The 20,217-nt window shown below is 63.9% G+C and carries 14 protein-coding genes and 1 pseudogene; 9 read left to right on the top strand and 6 right to left on the bottom strand.

Annotated elements, in window-relative coordinates; all coding sequences use genetic code 11:
• The first annotated feature begins 82 nt into the window (after positions 1-82).
• The 7 genes from NKI16_RS01010 (at position 83) to NKI16_RS00980 (ending at position 12,775) form a co-directional block, all read left to right on the top strand.
• Entirely contained in the window at positions 83-5,563 is a 5,481-nt protein-coding gene (locus tag NKI16_RS01010) for an alpha-2-macroglobulin family protein (protein WP_352842453.1), read from the top strand.
• A 214-nt stretch (positions 5,564-5,777) separates the two neighbouring features.
• Entirely contained in the window at positions 5,778-7,868 is a 2,091-nt protein-coding gene (gene pbpC, locus NKI16_RS01005; RefSeq protein ID WP_352637284.1) for a penicillin-binding protein 1C, read from the top strand.
• Positions 7,869-7,910: 42 nt separating this feature from the next.
• A complete protein-coding gene (locus NKI16_RS01000; RefSeq protein ID WP_352621236.1) occupies positions 7,911-8,609 on the top strand; it encodes a M15 family metallopeptidase in 699 nt (232 codons plus the stop codon).
• A gap of 218 nt (positions 8,610-8,827) precedes the next feature.
• Positions 8,828-9,856, top strand: a complete 1,029-nt coding sequence (locus NKI16_RS00995; RefSeq protein ID WP_023675840.1) for a sulfate ABC transporter substrate-binding protein — start codon at positions 8,828-8,830, stop codon at positions 9,854-9,856.
• 18 nt (positions 9,857-9,874) lie between these two features.
• Positions 9,875-10,726 carry a sulfate ABC transporter permease subunit CysT gene (gene cysT, locus NKI16_RS00990; RefSeq protein ID WP_352621238.1) on the top strand — a complete coding sequence of 284 codons (852 nt, stop codon included), beginning with the start codon at positions 9,875-9,877 and terminating at the stop codon, positions 10,724-10,726.
• A complete protein-coding gene (cysW, locus tag NKI16_RS00985; RefSeq protein ID WP_352621239.1) occupies positions 10,719-11,603 on the top strand; it encodes a sulfate ABC transporter permease subunit CysW in 885 nt (294 codons plus the stop codon). The genes cysT and cysW overlap by 8 nt, the downstream gene beginning before the upstream one ends.
• 131 nt (positions 11,604-11,734) lie before the next feature.
• Positions 11,735-12,775 carry a sulfate/molybdate ABC transporter ATP-binding protein gene (locus tag NKI16_RS00980; RefSeq protein ID WP_023675837.1) on the top strand — a complete coding sequence of 347 codons (1,041 nt, stop codon included), beginning with the start codon at positions 11,735-11,737 and terminating at the stop codon, positions 12,773-12,775.
• A gap of 14 nt (positions 12,776-12,789) precedes the next feature.
• Here NKI16_RS00980 and NKI16_RS00975 read toward each other — a convergent pair.
• A pseudogene (locus NKI16_RS00975) lies at positions 12,790-13,059 on the bottom strand (PIN domain-containing protein); the annotation flags it as partial.
• A gap of 180 nt (positions 13,060-13,239) precedes the next feature.
• Between NKI16_RS00975 and NKI16_RS00970 the strand changes: the two are divergent.
• Positions 13,240-14,226, top strand: coding sequence for a sulfate ABC transporter substrate-binding protein (locus NKI16_RS00970; protein ID WP_352922207.1), 987 nt, complete (start codon positions 13,240-13,242; stop codon positions 14,224-14,226).
• Between the two features lie 247 nt (positions 14,227-14,473).
• Positions 14,474-14,923, top strand: a complete 450-nt coding sequence (locus NKI16_RS00965; protein WP_023675833.1) for an RrF2 family transcriptional regulator — start codon at positions 14,474-14,476, stop codon at positions 14,921-14,923.
• Here the strand turns inward: NKI16_RS00965 and NKI16_RS00960 are convergent.
• From NKI16_RS00960 to NKI16_RS00940, 5 genes are all read right to left on the bottom strand, one after another.
• The gene (locus tag NKI16_RS00960) at positions 14,920-15,399 is read right to left on the bottom strand and encodes a gluconokinase (protein ID WP_031211547.1); all 480 of its coding nucleotides are present in this window, start codon (positions 15,397-15,399) and stop codon (positions 14,920-14,922) included. The two genes, NKI16_RS00965 and NKI16_RS00960, sit on opposite strands and share 4 nt — an antisense overlap.
• Before the next feature lie 71 nt (positions 15,400-15,470).
• The gene (locus NKI16_RS00955) at positions 15,471-16,457 is read right to left on the bottom strand and encodes an ABC transporter permease (RefSeq protein ID WP_023675831.1); all 987 of its coding nucleotides are present in this window, start codon (positions 16,455-16,457) and stop codon (positions 15,471-15,473) included.
• Complete coding sequence (locus NKI16_RS00950; RefSeq protein ID WP_023675830.1) at positions 16,454-17,434, bottom strand: ABC transporter permease; 981 nt, start codon at positions 17,432-17,434, stop codon at positions 16,454-16,456. Before NKI16_RS00950 ends, NKI16_RS00955 begins: the two co-directional genes overlap by 4 nt.
• The gene (locus tag NKI16_RS00945) at positions 17,431-18,972 is read right to left on the bottom strand and encodes a sugar ABC transporter ATP-binding protein (RefSeq protein ID WP_352705128.1); all 1,542 of its coding nucleotides are present in this window, start codon (positions 18,970-18,972) and stop codon (positions 17,431-17,433) included. Before NKI16_RS00945 ends, NKI16_RS00950 begins: the two co-directional genes overlap by 4 nt.
• A 79-nt stretch (positions 18,973-19,051) precedes the next feature.
• Positions 19,052-20,176 (bottom strand): sugar ABC transporter substrate-binding protein, encoded by a 1,125-nt coding sequence (locus NKI16_RS00940; protein WP_352571765.1) that lies wholly within the window; start codon positions 20,174-20,176, stop codon positions 19,052-19,054.
• Positions 20,177-20,217 lie beyond the last annotated feature (41 nt).

Raw genomic sequence — 20,217 nt, 5'->3', positions numbered from 1 at the left:
CGGATCCTGCCGCGTCCCGATGTTGACAAGCGCGACTGAAGCTTGAAGATTTCTGGACGTAAGCACTTGTCTGGAGGGGTTTATGGCAATGCGCGCGGCTCGTGGTCTATCGATTCTTTTCCTTCTCTTTTTTGCCTGGAGCGGTGTCGCGCAAGCGGCCGAAGCCCGGCGGGTGGTGACATCGGACAATTCCGACTATTTCGGTTTCGATCTCAGATCCGACCAGAATGTCAGCCTCGACCAGTGCAAGACCACCTGCCTCGGCGACCCGGCCTGCCGCGCCTTCACCTACAACCTCAAGGCCAAATGGTGCTTCCTTAAATCCGATTACAATTCGTTGAAACCCTTCGGCGGCGCCGTCGCCGGCAAGATCGTCAACATCGATGGCGATCCCGACATCGGCGCGCCACCCGAACTCGCCTTCTTCCCCAACTGGATGGCCGACCAGGCCCAGCAATACCGCAACAAGCTCACTGGCCCGACCTACACCAAGCCGACAGAAGGGCTGACGGCGCTGAGGGCCGCCGCCGAACAGTCGGCGCTGACGGGCGATCATCGCTCGGCCATGCACAAATACGAAGCGGCGGTTTCGGTGTTGCCTGATGATGGCCAGCTCTGGCTCGAGCTGGCGCGCGAAACGCTTGCCGTCCATCCGACCGCCAACAGCTCGGAGCCGTCGACCCTACCCGCGAACGCCACTTCCGCCGCCTTCAACGCCTACAAATTGCTGCGCACCACCAAGACGCGCGCCGACGTGCTGGCGCTGCTCGGGGACGGCCTTGATCGCCGCGATCTCTACAGGCCGGCCCTGCAGGCCTACGAGGCGAGCCTCGCTCTCGTCAATTCGCCGGCAGTCAGGGCCGCCTATCAGGATCTCAAGGCCCGCAAGGGCTTCCGCGTCATCGATCATACCGTCGATGCCGACACCAGCGCGCCACGCATCTGCGCGCAGTTCTCCGAGGAACTGGTCAAGACCGGCGTCGACTACTCGCAGTTCGTTACTGTCGACAACGCCGCTCCCAAGGGCGTCGAAGCCAAGGACAAGCAGATCTGCGTCGAAGGACTCGAGCACGGCCAACATTATGACGTGACCTTCCGCGCCGGCTTGCCGGCCGCCATTGGCGAAGTCACCGCGGCACCGGTGGTTCTGTCGATCTACGTGCAGGACCGCGCGCCTTCGGCCCGCTTCACCGGCGACAGCTTCGTGCTGCCCGCAGGCGCACGCCGCGGCATACCGGTCGTTACCGTCAACATGAATGCCGCCGAAATGAAGCTCTTCCGCATCGGCGACCGCTCGCTGGCCCAGCTTCTGTCGGGATATCAGTTCCTGCGCCAGCTTGACGGCTACGACATTTCGAACATCTCCGAACAGATGGGCGAGCCGGTCTGGCAAGGCCAGCTCGACATCGCCAACGACCTCAACAAGGAAGTCACCACCTCCTTCCCAATCGACGAGGCTTTGCCGAAGCGCAAGCCCGGCGTCTATGTGCTGACCGCACAAGCCGTCAACGATCGCAGCGACGACTATGATTCGCACGCCACGCAATGGTTCGTCGTCTCCGATATCGGCCTGTCGACCTATACCGGACAGGATGGGCTGAACGTCTTTGCCCGTTCGCTCGCAACCGCCAAGCCGATCGCCGGCGCCGAGCTGACGCTGCTGGCCAGGAACAATGAAATCCTCGGCACCGCGACCACCGACGCGCAAGGGCGGGCGGTGTTCAATCCCGGCCTGACGCGCGGCGACAGCGGCATGGCCCCGGCCGTGCTGATGGCCAAACAGGACGACCACGATTTCGTCTTCCTCGATATGGGCCGCGCCGGCTTCGACCTGTCCGACCGTGGCGTCGCCGGACGGCCGGCACCTGGCGCGCTCGACGTCTATGCCTGGACCGAGCGCGGCATCTACCGCGCCGGCGAAGATGTCCATGTCGCGGCCCTTGCCCGCGACAGTGCCGCCAAGGCGGTCGAGAACCTGCCGCTGACCTTCATCTTCTCGCGGCCCGACGGGGTCGAGGACCGCCGCATCGTCAGCGATGGCGCATCGGCCGGTGGTCACGCGGTCGACCTGCCGCTGGAACCCAACGCCATGCGCGGCACCTGGACGGTGGCGATCCATACCGATCCCAAGCAGGCGGCGGTCGCCAGCCAGATGTTCCTGGTCGAGGACTTCGTACCGGACCGCATCGAGTTCGACCTGTCCTCCGACAAGCAGGAGATCGCGCAGGGCGAGACCGCCAACATTACCGTCGACGGCCGCTTTCTCTACGGCGCGCCGGCCGCGGGCCTCGCGCTCGAAGGCGAATTGACGCTGTCGACCGCCCGTGACTGGGACCGCTTCAAAGGCTATTCCTTCGGTCTGGCCGACGAACAGTCGGCGGAACCGACGGTGACGCCCTTCACCGGCCTGCCGGTGGTCAGCGAGGACGGCAAGGCGATCTTCCCGGTCTCCGTCGATCAATTGCCATCCACCACCAAGCTGGTCGATGCAAAGGTCACTGTCAGGATGCGTGAAACCGGCGGCCGTGCCGTCGAGCGCTCGCTGAATATCGGCATCCGCCCGCAGGGCCACATGATCGGCATCCGCCCGGATTTCGACGACGACGAGGTGCCGCAAGGCGGCACGGCCAAGTTCAGCCTGATCGCCGTCGACCCAGACGGCAAGCGTGAGGCGCTGAAGGGCGCACAGTGGTCGCTGGTCAAGGTCGAGCGCAGCTACCAGTGGTACCGCTCGAGCAACTCCTGGAACTATGAGCCGGTCACCTTCACCAAGGCGGTGGCCAACGGCCAGGTCGACCTGAGCGCCGATGGCGAGGCTACGGTGTCGCTGCCGGTCGACTGGGGCCGCTACCGGCTCGAGATCGAGACAGCGGATCCGGAAGGCCCGGCCACCAGCTACGAGTTCGACGCCGGCTGGTATGTCAGTTCCACCACCACCGAAACGCCCGACGGCCTCGAGATCGCCCTCGACAAGGATACCTATGCGGCGGGTGAAGTGGCCAAGCTCAAAGTGTCGTCGCACTTTGCCGGCGAGCTGCTCGTCACCATCGGCGCCGACAAGCTCCTGAAGACCGTCACCGCCAGCGTGCCGGCCGGCGGCAGCACTGTCGACATCCCGGTCGGCGACGACTGGGGTGCCGGCGCCTACGTCACGGCAACGCTCTTCAGGCCGGGCGATGCGCAAGAGACACGCATGCCGGCGCGCGCCATCGGCGTCAAATGGCTGAAGCTCGATCCCGGCGCGCGGAAGCTTGCCGTCAGCTTGGCGCCGCCGGACAAGACCATGCCGCGCCAGCAGCTGTCGATCCCGGTGGCCGTAGCCGGCGTGCAGCCCGGCACCAACGCCTATGTCATGGTCGCGGCCGTCGACGTCGGCATCCTCAACCTGACCAACTACAAGGTTCCGGATCCGGAGAACTGGTTCTTCGGCCAGCGTATGCTCGGTCTCGAGGTTCGCGACATCTATGGCCGGCTGATCGACGGCTCGCTGGGCACAACCGGTAAGCTGCGCACCGGCGGCGACGGCGCCAACATGCAATCGCAAGGCAGTCCGCCGACCGAAAAGCTGGTCGCCTTCTTCTCCGGCCCGGTCCAGCTCGACTCCGACGGCAAGGCGCGGATCGACTTCGACATACCGCAGTTCAACGGCACCGTGCGCGTCATGGCCGTCGCCTGGACAAAGGAAGCAGTCGGCCATGCCCAGTCCGACGTCATCGTTCGCGATCCGGTGGTGATCACCGCCGGCCTGCCGCGATTCCTGGCGCCCGGCGATTCCGCCGTCATGCGGCTCGACGTCGCCGACACCGACGGCCCCGCTGGCGACTACAAGCTGACCATCGACACGACGGGCGACCTGTCTACCGGCAGTGCCGCCTTGCCTGAAAAGCTGACGCTGGCCAAAGGCAAGCGGCAGACGCTGACCGTGCCGTTGATTGCGCAGACCGCGGGCAACGCCTCGATCACCATCAAGCTTGCGCATGCCGACGGCACCGCCGTCGAGCAGACGCTCTATGTGCCGGTGCGCCCAGCGCAACTGCCGGTGACCACCCGCATGGTCGTCGACCTCAAGGGCAATGGCGGCGCGCTGCGCGTCGACAAGGAACTGCTGGCGGCAAGCCTGCTCGATGGCGCTTCGGTCAGCGTCGGCGTTTCGCAGGCGGCTGCCTTCGATGTACCGTCGCTGCTGATGACGCTCGACCGCTATCCCTATGGTTGCGCCGAACAGACCACCAGCCGCGCCATGCCGCTTCTCTACGTCAACGAGATGGCTTCCGGCATCGGCATGGCCAGCGTCCCCGATCTGCATGGCCGCGTCCAGGACGCCATCTACAAGGTGCTGAGCTACCAGGCATCGGCCGGCAGCTTCGGCCTGTGGGGTCCGGGTTCCGGCGATCTGTGGCTCGACGCCTATGTCACCGATTTCCTCACCCGGGCGCGCGAGCAGAAATACGACGTACCGGCCCTGGCGATGAACCAGGCGCTGAGCAATCTGCAGAACGCGATCGGCTACGATCAGGACGTCCAGGATCGCGGCAGCGAGATCGCCTATGCGCTCTATGTGCTTGCCCGCAACAAAAAGGCCTCGGTCGGCGATCTGCGTTATTATGCCGACACCCAGCTCGAAGCCTTTACCAGCCCGATGGCCGTCGCCCAACTGGCGGCGTCTCTCGCGCTCTACGGTGACACCCAGCGCTCGGAGGCAACCTTCCAGGCCGCGCTGCAACTGGCCAAGTCGACGCCCGAATATGACTATTACCGGTCCGACTATGGCTCGCCACTGCGCGACGGCGCGGCGATCCTGGCGCTTGCCGCGGAAAGCAAGCCGGTGCCGACCATCGTGCCGGCGCTGATCCAGCTGGTGACCAGGGAACGCGCCGACGCCAGGTGGACCAGCACACAGGACGAGTCCTGGATGCTGCTGGCCGCCCGCGCGCTGAAGGCCGGCAATGATTCGATCGCGCTGACCGTCAACGGCGCACCGCATGCCGGCGGCTATTCGGACCAGATCGCCGGTGGCGACCTGGCCGACAGTCCGCTGACCATCGTCAACACCGGCAGAAATCCGCTGCAGGCGGTCGTCACCACCGTGGCCTCGCCGATCCAGCCTCTGCCGGCCGGCGGCAACGGCTTTACCATCAGCCGTACCTACTACAATCTAGACGGCACAGAGGCCAACGTGACGGAGGTCAAGCAGAACGAACGCTATGTCGTCGTGCTCAAGGTTTACGAGCAGAACACCTGGCCTTCGCGGCTACTGATCACCGACCTGTTGCCGGCCGGCTTCGAGATCGACAATCCGGGCCTGGTCTCCAGCGCCCAATTGACGAACTTCTCCTGGCTGGCGCAGACCGATGCCGCCCATCTCGAATTCCGCGACGACCGTTTCGTCGCGGCGTTCAATCCCAACGACGGCGACGGCGACCGCAACATCACGCTCGCCTACGTCGTGCGCGCGGTGACGCCGGGCACCTATGCCCACCCGGCGGCAACGATCGAGGACATGTACCGGCCGCAATATTCGGCCCGCACCGCCACCGGCATGATGGAGGTCAAGGCGCCGTAAGGCAAAAAATGGCGGATAGGAATATGGCGATGGCGCTGCCCCTCATTGCCCTGCCGGGCATTTCTCCCCGTATAGAGACGGGGAGAAAGAGCCATGCGCCGAAGTTTTCGCCGACCTTTAACGTCGCAGAAAAGGCGCCAAGGGTCGCGACAGCCCCCTTCTCCCCGTCACTAAACGGGGAGAAGGTGCCGGCAGGCGGATGAGGGGCGGCGCCATGCTCTCCAGAAAATTCCTGCGCCGAGCGGCCATCACGGGCATTTCCTTGGCCGGTCTCGCTGCAATCACCGCCGCCGCCCTCTGGCAGCTCGACCGCGCATTTCCGCCGCCGCTGCCGGCTGCTTTGACGGTCTCGACCGAGGTGCAGGACCGAGACGGCCAGCTGCTGCGCGCCTTCGCTACGCCGGATGGCTACTGGCGGCTCGCTACCAGCCTGGACCAGGTCGACAAGCAGTTCGTCGACATGCTGGTCACCTATGAGGACAAGCGTTTCTGGGATCATCAAGGCGTCGACGTGCTGGCACTGGCGCGTGCCGCCGGCCAGTTCGCGACCAGCGGCCATATCGTGTCCGGTGGCTCGACGCTGCCGATGCAACTCGCCCGGTTGATCGAACCGCGCGACAGCCGCAGCCTCGGCTCGAAGATCAAGCAGATGCTGCGCGCCCTCCAGATCGAACGGCGGCTTTCCAAGCGCGAGATCCTCGAACGCTATCTGACGCTGGCGCCCTATGGCGGCAATCTCGAAGGTGTGCGCGCGGCTTCGCTTGCCTATTTCGGCAAGGAGCCGAAACGGCTGACGGTCTCGGAGGCGGCCCTGCTCGTCGCTTTGCCGCAATTGCCGGAAAAGCGGCGCCCTGACCGCAACCTCGACGTCGCCCATGCCGCCCGCGACCGCGTGCTGACCCGCATGGTCTCGGCAGGCCTGCTCGGCGAACGTGAGGCCGCGCGTGCCGCGCTCGACGATGTGTCGGGGCTGCGGCGGACCTTGCCGGCGCTCGCTGCCCATGCGGCCTATACGATGCTGTCCAAGGCCATTCCCGGCCAGAAGCTGCAACTGACGATCCGCAAGAGTGTCCAGGAAGGGCTGGAGCAGGTGGCCAAGGATGCGGCCGCCAGGCTCGGCCCTCGCCTCTCGGTGGCCATGGTACTGGCCGATGCCCGTACCGGCGATATTCTTGGTGAGGTCGGCTCTGCCGATTTCTTCGATGCCAGCCGTTCGGGCTGGATCGACATGACCAAGGTCGTTCGCTCGCCTGGCTCGACGCTGAAGCCGTTCATCTACGGCCTCGCCTTCGAACAGGGCCTGGTGGCGCAGGAGATGCTGATCGAGGACAGCCCAGCCGATTTCTCCGGGTATCGGCCGAAGAACTTCGACATGGGCTATCAGGGCGATGTCAGCATCAGGCAGGCGCTGCAATTGTCGCTCAACGTGCCGGCGATCCGCGTGCTCGACGCGGTCGGCCCGGCCCGGCTGATGGCACGCTTTCGCCAGGCCGATGTGACCCCTATCCTGCCCGTCAACGAAGCGCCCGGCCTGGCGATCGGCCTCGGCGGCGTCGGGGTGACCCTGCGCGACCTGGTCCAACTCTATGCCGGCCTTGCCAATGGCGGCAAGGCACACACGCTGCATGACGGCACCGAGCCGGCGAATGCCGAACGCTCGACCACCACCATCCTCGACGGGCAGGCGACCTGGCAGATCACCGACATCCTGTCAGGCGTCAAGCCTCCCCAGGGTGCCGCCCAACGCGGCATCGCCTACAAGACCGGCACCTCCTACGGCTATCGCGACGCCTGGTCGGTCGGCTTCGACGGCCGCTACGTGCTCGGCGTCTGGGTCGGCCGCCCCGACGCCGGCGCTGTGCCCGGCCTGTCCGGCTATGTCTCGGCTGCGCCCATCCTGTTCGAAGGTTTTGTCCGTTCCAGCCTGGCCGCCGTACCGCTGCCGAGCCAGCCGTCTGGCGTCCGGCGTCCGAAGCGCGAGGAGCTGCCGGTGACGCTGACGCGCTTCGGCGCCGGCGCCGATGGGCTGGTACAGGCGATGCCGACCGAACCTGCGCCAACCATCATCTTTCCGCCCGACGGCGCTCGCGTCGATCTCGGCACTTCCTCGGCCGACCCCTCGCCGCTGGTGCTCAAGCTGCAAGGCGGCCGCGCACCATTCCGCTGGCTGGCCAACGGCAAGCCGCTGGTCGGCATCGACCGGCGGCGCACCGCGACCTGGCAGCCGGACGGCGCCGGCTATTCGACCCTAACCGTGATCGACGCGGCGGGACGCGCGGCCAGTGTGAAGGTTTTCGTCGAGTGAAAGTTTCCCTTGAATAATTTCCGGCAGGTGATTCAGGGGATTGTGTTTTACGTCTTGCTTTCGGCCGCCGGTACTTTCTCGGCGTCTGCTGACGCGCTGCCCGCCAGCTTTGTTCGGCTAGCCGACATCGATCCCAATATCCGGCAGGATATCCGCTATGCCGGCCTCGAAAATTTCCTGCATCGCAAGGTAAGCGGCTACGATGCGCCGGTATGCGTCCTCACCAGGCAAGCGGCGCAAGCGCTTTCGGCAGTGCAGAAAGCGATTGCCGCCGAAGGGCTGACGCTGGTCGTGTTCGACTGCTATCGCCCTGCGCGGGCTGTCTCCGACATGGGTGACTGGACAAAAACGAGTGGACCACCGGACCCGCAGTGGTACCCAAAGGTCAAGCGCAAGGATCTCATCGCCAAGGGCTATATCGGCGAACTGTCCACCCATTCGCGCGGATCGACGGTCGATGTCGCGATCGCGCGAGCCGACCGCAAGAGCGCTCCGAAACCGTCCTGCGGCGCGACCGATGCCGACACGCTCGATTTCGGCACGGGTTTCGACTGTTTCGATCCAGCGAGCGAAACGGCTCACCGATCCATAGCCAGTGAAGCGGCGGCTAACCGCAAAAGACTTGTCGAGGCGATGCGTGCCGGCGGCTTCAAGAATTACGCCCGCGAATGGTGGCACTTCACGCTGGAGAACGAGCCGTTTCCAAAAGAGCGCTTCAACTTTCCCGTTACCGCCGAATAGCCGGCCGAAACCTTCGGGCGCGACGCAGCCATTGCCGAAAAGCTAGCCGTCTCTAGATAATCGCGTCGGGAGCGCGATCATGGTCCATGCGGGGAAAATAGTTTCTCGCATCGCCGAAACTAGGCGAAAAATTGCTTCAATAGGCCAAAAAAGGCAACATTGAATGCATCTAAATTCTATCAATTCGGTAGATTGGCGCGAGTTCAACGGAGGCGGAAATGACCAAACCTCATTTCAGGAAACTGCTCGGCGCACTGGTCGCCACGTCTGTCCAGTTCGGCACGCTCGGTTTCGCGTTTGCCGACACCACCATTCTCAACGTGTCCTATGATCCGACGCGTGAGCTCTACAAACAATTCGACGAGGCCTTCACCGCCCACTGGAAGGCCGAGACAGGCGAGACGGTCACCGTCCAGCAGTCGCATGGCGGGTCGGGCGCGCAGGCTCGCGCCGTGATCGACGGCCTCGACGCCGACGTGGTGACGCTGGCGCTCGAAGGCGATATCAACGCCATTGTCTCGAAAGCGAAGAGGATCAATCCCGACTGGCGGACGAAATTCGAAAACAATTCGGCGCCCTACACCTCGACCATCATCTTTCTCGTCCGCAAGGGAAACCCCAAGGGCATCCATGACTGGGGCGATCTGGTCAAGGACGACGTCCAGGTGATCACGCCGAATCCCAAGACCTCCGGTGGTGCGCGCTGGAACTATCTCGCCGCCTGGGCCTATGCCAGCGCCAAGGATGGCGGCGACGAGGCCAAGACCAAGGAATTCGTCGGCAATCTCTATGCGCATGTCCCGGTTCTCGACACCGGTGCGCGCGGCGCAACCGTGACCTTCGCGCAAAAAGGGCTGGGCGACGTGCTGCTCGCCTGGGAAAACGAGGCCTATCTGGCGCTCGACGAGTTCGGCGCCGACAATTTCGATATCGTCTACCCGCCGACCTCGATCCTGGCCGAGCCGCCGGTCGCCGTGGTCGACGCTAATGTCGACGCCAAAGGCACGCGGAAAGTTGCCGAAGCTTATCTGAGCTATCTCTATTCCAAGGAAGGCCAGACGCTCATCGCCAAAAACCATTATCGCCCTTCGAAGCCCGAGTTGGTGCCGGCGGAGGACTTGGCCAAGCTGCCTGAGATCAAGCTGATCACCATCGACGACCCGCTTTTTGGCGGCTGGAAGAAGGCACAGCCTTATCATTTCGGCGATGGTGGTATATTCGACCAGATCTACAAGCCGGCCCAGTAGCATTTAGATCAGGACGACATGACCACAGCACCCGCCAAGGCGAGGTGGCGATTCAGGCAGCCGAGCGTCATTCCGGGTTTCGGATTGACGCTCGGCTTCTCGCTTGCCTACCTCACCCTCATCATCCTCATCCCCCTGTCCGGGCTGATCTGGCGCTCGGCGGCGCTCGGCTGGACCGACTTCTGGGCGATCGTCACCGACCGCCGCACCATCAACGCGCTTGAAATCAGCTTCGGCACCGCCTTCGTTGCCGCCGCCGTCAACGTCGTCTTCGGCACGATCGTCGCGTGGGTGCTGGTGCGCTACAGCTTTCCAGGCCGCCGCATCGCCGATGCCATGGTCGACCTGCCCTTCGCGCTGCCGACGGCGGTTGCCGGCATCGCGCTGACCACGCTTTACGCACCGAACGGCTGGATCGGAAGCCTGCTGACGCCGCTCGGCATTAAGGTCGCGTATACGCCGCTCGGCATCGTCATCGCGCTGGTCTTCATCGGTCTGCCCTTCGTCGTGCGCACCGTGCAGCCGATCATGGAGGAGATCGACAAGGAGGTAGAAGAAGTGGCCGCCACGCTCGGCGCCAATCGCTTCCAGATCATCAGCCGCGTTCTACTACCCGGACTGGCGCCTGCCATCGTCACCGGTTTCGCGCTGGCCTTCGCGCGCGGCGTCGGCGAGTACGGTTCCGTCATCTTTATCGCCGGCAACCTGCCGTTCAAATCCGAGATCGCGCCGCTTCTGATCGTCATCCGGCTGGAGGAATATAATTACGCCGCGGCGACCGCGATAGCGGCGATCATGCTGGCGCTGTCCTTCGTCATGCTGCTGGTCATCAACCTGGTGCAGACCTGGAGCCGCAAGCGCTATGGCTGACCCGGAGATCAAATCCTACGCGCCGCACCATGAAAGCCAGTCGCCGGCGGTGACCGAGAGCCGCACGGCGAGAACCGTGCTGATGATCGTGACCTTTGCCTTCCTCGGCATTTTCCTGCTCCTGCCGCTGATAATCGTCTTCAAGGAAGCTTTCGCCAAAGGTATCGAGGCCTACACACAGGCGCTGAGCGAACCGGACACGCGCTCGGCGATCCGCCTGACGCTTCTGGTCGCGGCGATCTCGGTGCCGCTCAACATCGTCTTCGGTATTTCCGCCGCCTGGGCGATCGCCAAGTTCGAGTTCAAGGGCAAGGCGTTCCTGACCACACTGATCGACCTGCCGTTTTCGGTCTCCCCGGTCATTTCAGGCCTGGTCTATGTACTTCTGTTCGGCGCGCAAGGCCTGCTCGGCGCCTGGCTCAAGGCGCATGGCATCGTCATCCTGTTTGCCGTGCCGGGCATCGTGCTGGCCACCGTCTTCGTCACCTTCCCCTTCGTCGCCCGCGAATTGATCCCGCTGATGCAGGAACAGGGCAATGGCGACGAGGAGGCTGCCCTGTCGCTCGGGGCCAACGGCTGGCAGGCGTTCTGGTACGTGACGTTGCCCAACGTCAAATGGGGATTGCTCTACGGCGTGTTGCTGTGCAATGCCCGTGCCATGGGCGAGTTCGGCGCGGTCTCGGTCGTGTCGGGCCACATACGCGGGCTAACCAACACCATGCCGCTGCATGTTGAAATCCTTTATAACGAGTACAATGCCGCCGCCGCCTTTGCCGTCGCTTCGCTGCTTGCCGGCCTGGCGCTCGTCACGCTGGTCTTGAAAACACTTCTCGAGATGCGCTACGGCGCCGAGATCGCCGCGACGCGCGGACACTGACAAATGCATGTCGCCCAAAAGTGTGTAGCGTTTTTTGGACAACGACATGCATAAAATAAAGATTTGATGTCGCCCAAAAGTGGGAACCGGTTTTGGGATAACGGCATGCATCAACTACAAAAGGGATTTGCATGGAAGTTCGCGTTGCCAACGTGCGCAAGGAGTTTGAGCGGTTTCCGGCCCTCCGCGACGTTTCGCTCGACATCAAGTCGGGAGAACTGATCGCCCTGCTGGGACCTTCCGGTTCCGGCAAGACGACGCTGCTCAGGCTGATTGCCGGCTTGGAGCGACCGACCCGCGGAAAGATCTTCTTCGGCGAAGAGGATGCCTCCCAAAAGTCGATTCAGGAGCGCAATGTCGGCTTCGTCTTCCAGCACTACGCGCTGTTTCGCCATATGACGGTCGCCGACAATATCGGCTTCGGACTCAAGGTCCGGCACGGGCCGTCACGCCCGTCGGCGAAGGAAATCCGCCGCCGCGCCTCGGAACTCCTCAACCTCGTTCAGCTTTCCGGTCTGGAAAAACGCTATCCGGCACAGCTTTCGGGCGGCCAGCGCCAGCGCGTGGCGCTGGCCCGCGCCATGGCGATCGAACCGGCCGTGCTTTTGCTCGACGAGCCGTTCGGCGCGCTCGATGCGCAGGTGCGCCGCGAACTGCGCCGCTGGCTGCGCGACATCCACGACGCCACCGGCCACACCACGGTCTTCGTCACCCATGATCAGGAAGAGGCGCTGGAGCTTGCCGACCGCGTCGTGGTGATGAGCCAGGGCCGCATCGAGCAGGTCGGCACCGCCGACGAAATCTACGACACTCCGAACTCGCCCTTCGTCTACGGCTTCATCGGCGAATCGAGTTCGCTTCCGGTCAAGGTCGAGGACGGCCAGGTCTGGATCGCGGACCGGCCGATCGGGCTTTCCGCGCCGCACGCACCGCAAGGCGAAGCGACGCTGTTCTTTCGCCCGCACGACGTCGATCTGGTGGAAGAATGCAACGGCTGCATCGCCGGCACGGTCGCCGCCAGCCGCCGCGTCGCCGGCACCAGGCGGGTCGAGCTCGAAATCGGCGGCGAACGTCAGCGGGTCGAGATCGAATTGCCGGTCGACCATCCGGCGGCGCAGAAAACTCGAGTGGCTTTTCGGCCGCGGCGCTGGAAGCTTTTTCCGGCTGCTTGATCCTCTATCAGGCGCTACACCAGCCAGTTCTCGACCTTCAGGCCTTTGATCCGGTTGAAATCCCCGGTGTCGGCGGTCACCAGGGTAGTTCCAAGCGCACGGGCGTGGGCAGCAATAAAAAGGTCATTTTGGCCGATGGTCTGGCCCCTGCCTTCCAGTTCTGCGCGAATCGCGCCGTACTCGGCATCCACCGGCACATCGAGCGGCAAGACGGGAATCTCAGCCAGCAATTCCTCGACCTTCTTGTGCAACTTGGCTGATCTTTTCTTGACGCAACGCCGACGGCATCGGCGCCGCTGCCAAGCTGTCCTGAGACTCTGCTTGAAAGAAAAAACTAGAAATCGACCACAGCGGGAATATTTCTTCTATCGACAACGTGGAGCGGCCGCTCTGCGTGCCTCGTCGCGCACGATGCCTTGCCGCTATGGTCCGGCATTAAGCTCATGGCATTGGAGCCTGTTTTCATGAAGCGATTTTTGCTTGGCGTCGCCACATTGGCCGGCCTGGTCCTCGCATCCTCCCAAGCCTGGTCGGCCGACAGATTGCTCAATGCTTCCTATGATGTCGGCCGCGAACTGTTTGCGCAGGTCAACAAAGCGTTCGTCGCCGGGCACCCCGGTGTGACCATCGATCAGTCGCATGCCGGAACGTCGGCGCAGGCGCGTGCCATCGCCGAAGGCCTCGGCGCCGACGTCGTCACCTTCAACCAGGTCATCGACATCGACTTCCTGGTCAAGAAGGGCCTCATCTCCGCCGACTGGCAGAAGGACTTTCCCGACAACGCCTCGCCGTTCTATTCGCTGCCGTCCTTCCTGGTGCGCGCCGGCAATCCGAAGCACATCAAGGATTGGAACGATCTCGTGCGCGACGACGTCCAGGTGATCTTCCCCAATCCGAAAACCTCGGGCAATGCGCGCTACACCTATCTTGCGGCCACCGCCTACGCCAAGGAAGCCTTCAAGGGCGATGATGCCAAGGTGAAGGAGTTTGTGACAAAGCTGTTCAACAACGTGCCGGTGTTCGACAGCGGCGGGCGCGCCGCGACCACCACGTTCGTGCAGCGCGAAATCGGCGACGTACTCATCACCTTCGAGTCGGAAACGCGCGGCGTCCGCAAGGAGTATGGCGAGGACAAGTTCGAGCAGGTAACGCCTTCGGTCAGCCTGTTGGCGGAATTTCCGGTGGCGATCGTCGACACCGTTGCAGACGAGCATGGCACGCGCGATCTCGCCAAGACCTATCTCGACTTCCTCTATACGCCGGAGGGCCAGGACATCGCCGCCCGCAACGGCCTGCGGGCCCGGGACGCGGCGGTCGCCGCCAAATACAAGGCTGAGTTTCCCGATGTCCGCCTGCTGACGGTGGAGGACGTCTTCGGCGGCTGGGCCAAGGTCCAGGCCGACCACTTTGCAGCGGGCGGCCTGCTCGAGCAGACTTATGGCAGCCGCTGAGGCGATCTTCCAACTTTGACAGAGGCCGGCTTTGCCGGCTTCTTTGCTTTCGCGCCGCGAAAGGTGATTTCTGGCACTTTCCGGGCGCATTCCGTCCAAAACGTTACAAAGAATCAACGCGTTTGTGCCTACCGTGAGAACGGACGGCTTGTTTTCGCGAACGGCTTCGCGTGATCAAACCGTCATGATTTGCACACAAACAGCCGCCAGACGCGGGTGGTTGGGGCTTCATGGGTTGACTCGGGGCATGCTTACCAAAAAAGGCAAATACGGCCTCAAGGCCCTCGTGCATCTGTCGGGCCTGCCGGTCGGCCAGCTCGCATTCGTCAACGACATTGCGGTCGCCAATAACATCCCCAAGAAATTCCTGGATGCCATCCTGGGCGAGTTGCGTAACGCCGGCTTCGTCCAGAGCCGCAAGGGCAAGGAAGGCGGTTACCGCCTTGCCCGGCCGGCTTCCGACATCAAGATCGGCCATGTCGTGCGTGTCCTCGACGGGCCGCTGGCGCCGATCCCCTGCGCCAGCCGCACGCAATACCAGCGCTGCGAGGATTGCGACGAGGCGACCTGCCAGGTTCGGCACATGATGCTGGAGGTCCGGCAGGCGATCGCCGAGGTGCTGGACAACCGCAGCCTCGCGGCCATGCGCGACGCCGACAATGACGATTTCCCGGTCGAACTGACGTCGCAAATCTAGCGCGCGAGCAGGCTCAACGCAGTCGCGACGGTGTCGGCGGCCGGACGCGTGCCATCCAGGGTTATCGCCGCCTCGTCCGCCGCTGGCGCCTCGAGCGTGGCGAACTGGCTGTCGACCAGGCTTGCCGGCATGAAATGACCCTTGCGATTGCCGACGCGCTGTTTTGCTGTTGCCGGGTCGATCTCCAGGTAAACGAAAACGATATCCGGGCAAAAGCCGCGCAGGCGATCGCGGTAGCTGCGCTTCAGCGCCGAGCAGGCGGCGACCACACCTTGCCCGCTTGCGACCGACGCGGCCATCCGCTGGCCGATCGCGTCGAGCCAGCCCTCGCGCAGCGCGTCGGTAAGCGGCTGCCCGCTCGCCATGCGCGCGACGTTTTCGGGCGGATGCAGCCTGTCACCTTCGATAAAGACGGCGCCCAATGCCGCTGCAAGCGCTTCGCCGACGACCGACTTGCCGCAGCCGGCGACGCCCATCACCACGATGGCGGGTGTCGTTCGAACAGTGCTCGCCGGCTTATATGCCACGTCTTGACCGGTCATGCAGGTCAGCGGCTTGCCGGCGCGCGGCCATAGAGCAGCAGCATGGCTACGATGACGACGCCGTAGATGATCTGCCGTCCCGCCTCCGGCATCTGCATGACAGAGAGAATGGACTGCAAGAGGGTGATCAGGATTACCCCGGCGACGGTGCCGAGATAGGAGCCGCGCCCGCCGAGGATCGAGGTGCCGCCGAGCACCACCGCGGCGATCGACGGCAGCAGATAGGCATCGCCCATCGACTGTGCCGCCTTGGAGGCATAGCCGGCCAACAGCACGCCGCCGAAGGCGGAGAGCCCGCCCGAAACCGCAAAGGCGATCATCACCACGCGCCTTGTATCGATGCCGGAAAGATAGGCGGCACGCTCGCGATTGCCGATGCCGTAGACGGTGCGGCCGAAGCCGGTGCGGGTCAGCACGAACACCATTGCGGCGCCGATCAGCGCCCAGATGAGGACGGCGTTGGGCACGCCAGGAACGGCAAAGCCGGTCGCCAGATAGCGCATCGCACCGGTCGCCGAATCCTGCGGCGAGAAACCGCCCGTGTAGACCACCATCAGCCCCTGCGCGACGGCGTTGGTGGCAAGCGTGATGATCATCGAGGGAATGCGCAGATAGGCGACGCCGATGCCGTTGACGATGCCGATCAGAACACCGCAGAAGATGCCGAACGGAATGGCAAGCGCCACGCCGACGGTACCGTATGCGGCCGCGGCGCAGGCCATCATGGCGCCGGCCGCCACCGACCAGGGCACCGACAGGTCGATCTGGCCGAGCAGGATGACCAGCATCATGCCGGTCGCGATGACGCCGAGAAACGACGCCACCTTGAGCTGCTGCAAAAGGTATTCAGGCGACAGGAAGCTGCGCGAATAGAGGCTGCCGAGGAACAGCAGCAGCACGATACAGGCGAACGCCGTCAGCACCGCCGGGTCGGCGCGGCGGAGGAATTTCGGCATGCGGCCTGCGAGACCACTCACAGTCGTTTCGCTCACAGGAACCACTCCAGCCGGTTGCGGACCCGAAACAGAGCGAACGCGCCGAGGCTGACCGCGATCAGCAGAATGACGCCCTGGAACAGGGGCTGCCAGAGCGGATCGAAATCGAAGACGAACAGCAGGTCGCCGATGGTGCGGAAGGCAAGCGCGCCGAAGATCGCGCCGATGGCGCTGCCCTTGCCCCCGAACAGCGACACGCCGCCAAGCACGACCGCGGCAATCGAAAACAGCGTATAGGCGTTGCCGCTGGCATAGGCCGCATCACCGGTATAGGTGAAGAACGTCAGGAACAGCCCGCCGATCGCGGCAAGCAGACCGGCAAGCGCATAGGCGGCGAACTTTCCACGCCGGATCGGCACGCCGGACATGTAGGCCGCCATCTCCGAGGAGCCGGCTGCATAAGCGGCGCGGCCTAGCACCGAACGGCTGAACGGCACCCAGACCACGAGCACGACCGCCAGCAGCGTCACCAGACTCGCCGGCACAAAACCAAACAGGCGCCCGGTCAGCGCATCGGCGAGCCCTTCATTGACCGAGCCGCCGGGAAACGGCCGAAGCAGCAGCGCGATGCCGAAATAGACCGCGCCGGTGGCGATGGTGGCGACGATCGGCTGCAGGCGTCCATAGATGACGATCGCACCGTTGATTGCCCCGCACAGCAGCCCGGTGCCGAGCACGGCGAGGACGCCGAAGGCGGTCTCGATGCCGGTGCCGACGACCAGCCACGAGGCCAGGCAGTTGGTCAGCGTGAAGATCATACCGACCGAAAGGTCGATGCCGGCGGTGATCACCACCAGCGTTTGCGCCATGGCGACGAAGGCGAGCAGCACGCCCTTGTTCGAGGCCGTTTGTACGACGTTGGCGGTGAAGCCCGCCGGATGGTTCGAGGTGTAGATGACGAACATGACAACGAAGATGCCGAACGCCAGCAGCGTTCCGCGCTGTTCGGCAAGCCAGTAGCGCCAATCCTTCACGCGTCCGCTCCTTGCTTTGGCATCTCTTCGTGAATGTTGAGCGCGCTGGCGATCAGCGCCCGCTCGGTGATTTCGGCGCCGACCAGTTCGCGCTTGACCGCGCCGTCATAGAGCACCAGCACGCGGTCGCAGCAGCCGATCAGCTCGTCATAGTCGGTCGAATAAAACAGGATCGCCGCGCCCTGGTCGGCAAGCTTGCGCATCAACTGGTAAAGCTCCTGCTTGGTGCCGACATCGATGCCGCGCGTCGGATCGTTGAGCAGGATGATGCGCGGCTGCCGCATCAGCCATTTGGCGATGACGACCTTCTGCTGGTTGCCGCCGGACAGTGCGCCGACCGGAATGTCGAGCCCGGCCGTCTTGATCGCCAGGAGACCAACCATGTCGTCGATCAGCCGCTGCTCGGCGGCGCGATCGATGATGCCGGCCCTGGACAGCCGGTCGAGGGCGGCAAAGGAGAGGTTTTCGCGCACCGTCATCGGCAGCATCAACCCTTCCGTCTTGCGGTCCTCCGGGATCAACGCCATGCCGATCCGGTCATCGCGCGCGGCGGCCGGGCTGGCGATCGCCACCGGCCTGCCGTCGATCAGGATCTGGCCTGACAGGCCGCGCAGCACACCGAAGAAGGCGAGCAGCAATTCGCGCTGACCCTGGCCGTCGAGGCCGCCAAGGCCGACCACCTCGCCCGCCCCGACCGACAGCGAGACATCGTGCAGCCGATCCGTCCAGGACAGGCTGCGCGCCTCGAGAACCGGCGCGGCTGCGGCAGCCGCCCGTGCGGGCTTGGGCGGAAAGATGTGGCTGTATTCGCGCCCGATCATCAGTTCGACGACTTCATTGTCGCTCTTGGTGCCGGCCGCGTAGCTGGCGACATTGCGGCCATTGCGGAACACCGTGCACTGATCGGCCAGCTCGGCGATCTCGTTCATGCGGTGCGATATATAGAGCAGCGCCAGCCCTTCCGAACGCAGCCGCTTCAACACGGCGAAAACTCTGGCGACGTCAGCCGCAGTCAGCGCCGAGGTCGCCTCGTCGAGGATCAGGATGCGTGGCTTGCGCGCCAGTGCCTTGGCGATCTCGACCATCTGCCTTCTTGAAAGGGGAAGATCCTTGACCAGCGCCAGCGGATGGATATCGGAAGCGCCGGCGCGAGCAAGGGCTTCTTCGGCGATGCGGCGCTGCGCCTTGCGGTCGATCATGCCGAAACGCTTCGGCGGATCGGAAATGACGATGTTGTCGGCAACGCTGAGTTCGGGGACGAGCGACAGTTCCTGGAAGATGCAGACGATGCCGGCCTGATTGGCAGCGGCCGGCGAAGCGAAGGTAACTTCGCTTCCGTCCAGCATCATGCGGCCCTCGTCGGGCGCAACGACCCCCGCCATAACCTTGATCAGCGTCGATTTGCCGGCGCCGTTCTCGCCGAGAATGGCGTGGATGCTGCCTGGAGTGACCGACAGTTCGGCCTTCTCCAGCGCCCGCACGCCGCCATAGCGCTTGGATATGCCTTCCATGCGGAAGAGCGGAACCGCACCGTCCATCGGCCCTCCCCAGGCGCTTGGCAATCAGGATGTCGAGCGCCGACGCCGCGGGATTCCCGCGGCGTCGGGCTGTCGGAGTTTACTGGTTTTCCTTGCTCTGGCCCATGATTTCCTGCGCCGTGAAATTGATGCCGCAGGTCGGGAAGGAATTGCCGACGAAGAAATTGTCGGACTGATCGGGGAAGAAATCCTGGCCTGCCTTGAAGTTCGGATCCTCGACGATCGCCAGCGGCAGCTTGACCGCTTGCGGCACGACCTGGCCTTCAAGTGCTGCAATCGCCGTCTTGATGGCAACCGCGACCTGAGCCGGGCCGGTGCCGGCCGACGAGCATTTCAGGCCGTCAGCGGCGAACTTGGCGCAGAATTTGCGGAAGCCGTTCTCCGTCTCGCCGCCGAACGGCACGAACGGATGCTTGGCATCGATCATCGCCTGCACGATGCCGGTATCGCCGCCCTGTCCGGTAATGCCGTCGAAGGGGCCGTTGGTGGCAATGGCATCGGCCGTAGCCTTTTGCGCAACGCCGTCATCCCACTTGCCGACGACCTCGGTGACATCCCATTTCTTGCCGGAAGCGTCGAGAACCTCGTGGATGCCGTTATGGCGATCGGTGTCGACGGACGTGCCGGCGACGCCGCGCACTTCCAGCACCTTGCCGCCGTTCGGCACGTGCTTGACCAGCCAGTTGGCCCACAATTCGCCAAGGCCTTTCTGGTCGACATTGACGTTGATGGCATCCTTGGTGTCGAGGATGTTGTCGAAGGCGACCAGCACCACGCCGGCTTCCTTGGCCCGCTTGATGACAGGACCGAATGCGGTCGGGTTCTGGGCGTTGACGACAATCGCGTCATAGCCGGAATCGATGAAATTGTTGATCGCCGAAATCTGGGCCGGCACGTCTTCGCCGGTCGAGACCACCTTGAATTCCTTGAGCTTGGCCGCGACGTCCGGCTGCGCTGCATAGGCCTTTGCCGTCTGCACCATCTGGATGCGCCAAGTGTTGGCGATATAGCCGTTGGCCAGAGCGATGCGGTACGGGCCGTCTTTCTTGGGGAACTTGAAGAACTGCGTATCGGCCGACCAGGGCGCGAAGCAGTCAGGCTCGGCCGATGGCCCCTTGACGATTTCAGGATCGGCGATCGCCGACGAGCTCAGCATGACGAAAGCAGTGGCGGCAACGATACCGCCAACGAGTGACTTGATCATCGATATTCCTCCCAGTTGCAGTTTTGTTTGTTGTTACGCCG

Origin of the sequence: Mesorhizobium sp. M0698, from assembly GCF_040320455.1 — a bacterium.
Classification (GTDB): Bacteria; Pseudomonadota; Alphaproteobacteria; order Rhizobiales; family Rhizobiaceae; genus Mesorhizobium.
This window is presented reverse-complemented; position numbering and strand designations above follow the sequence as displayed.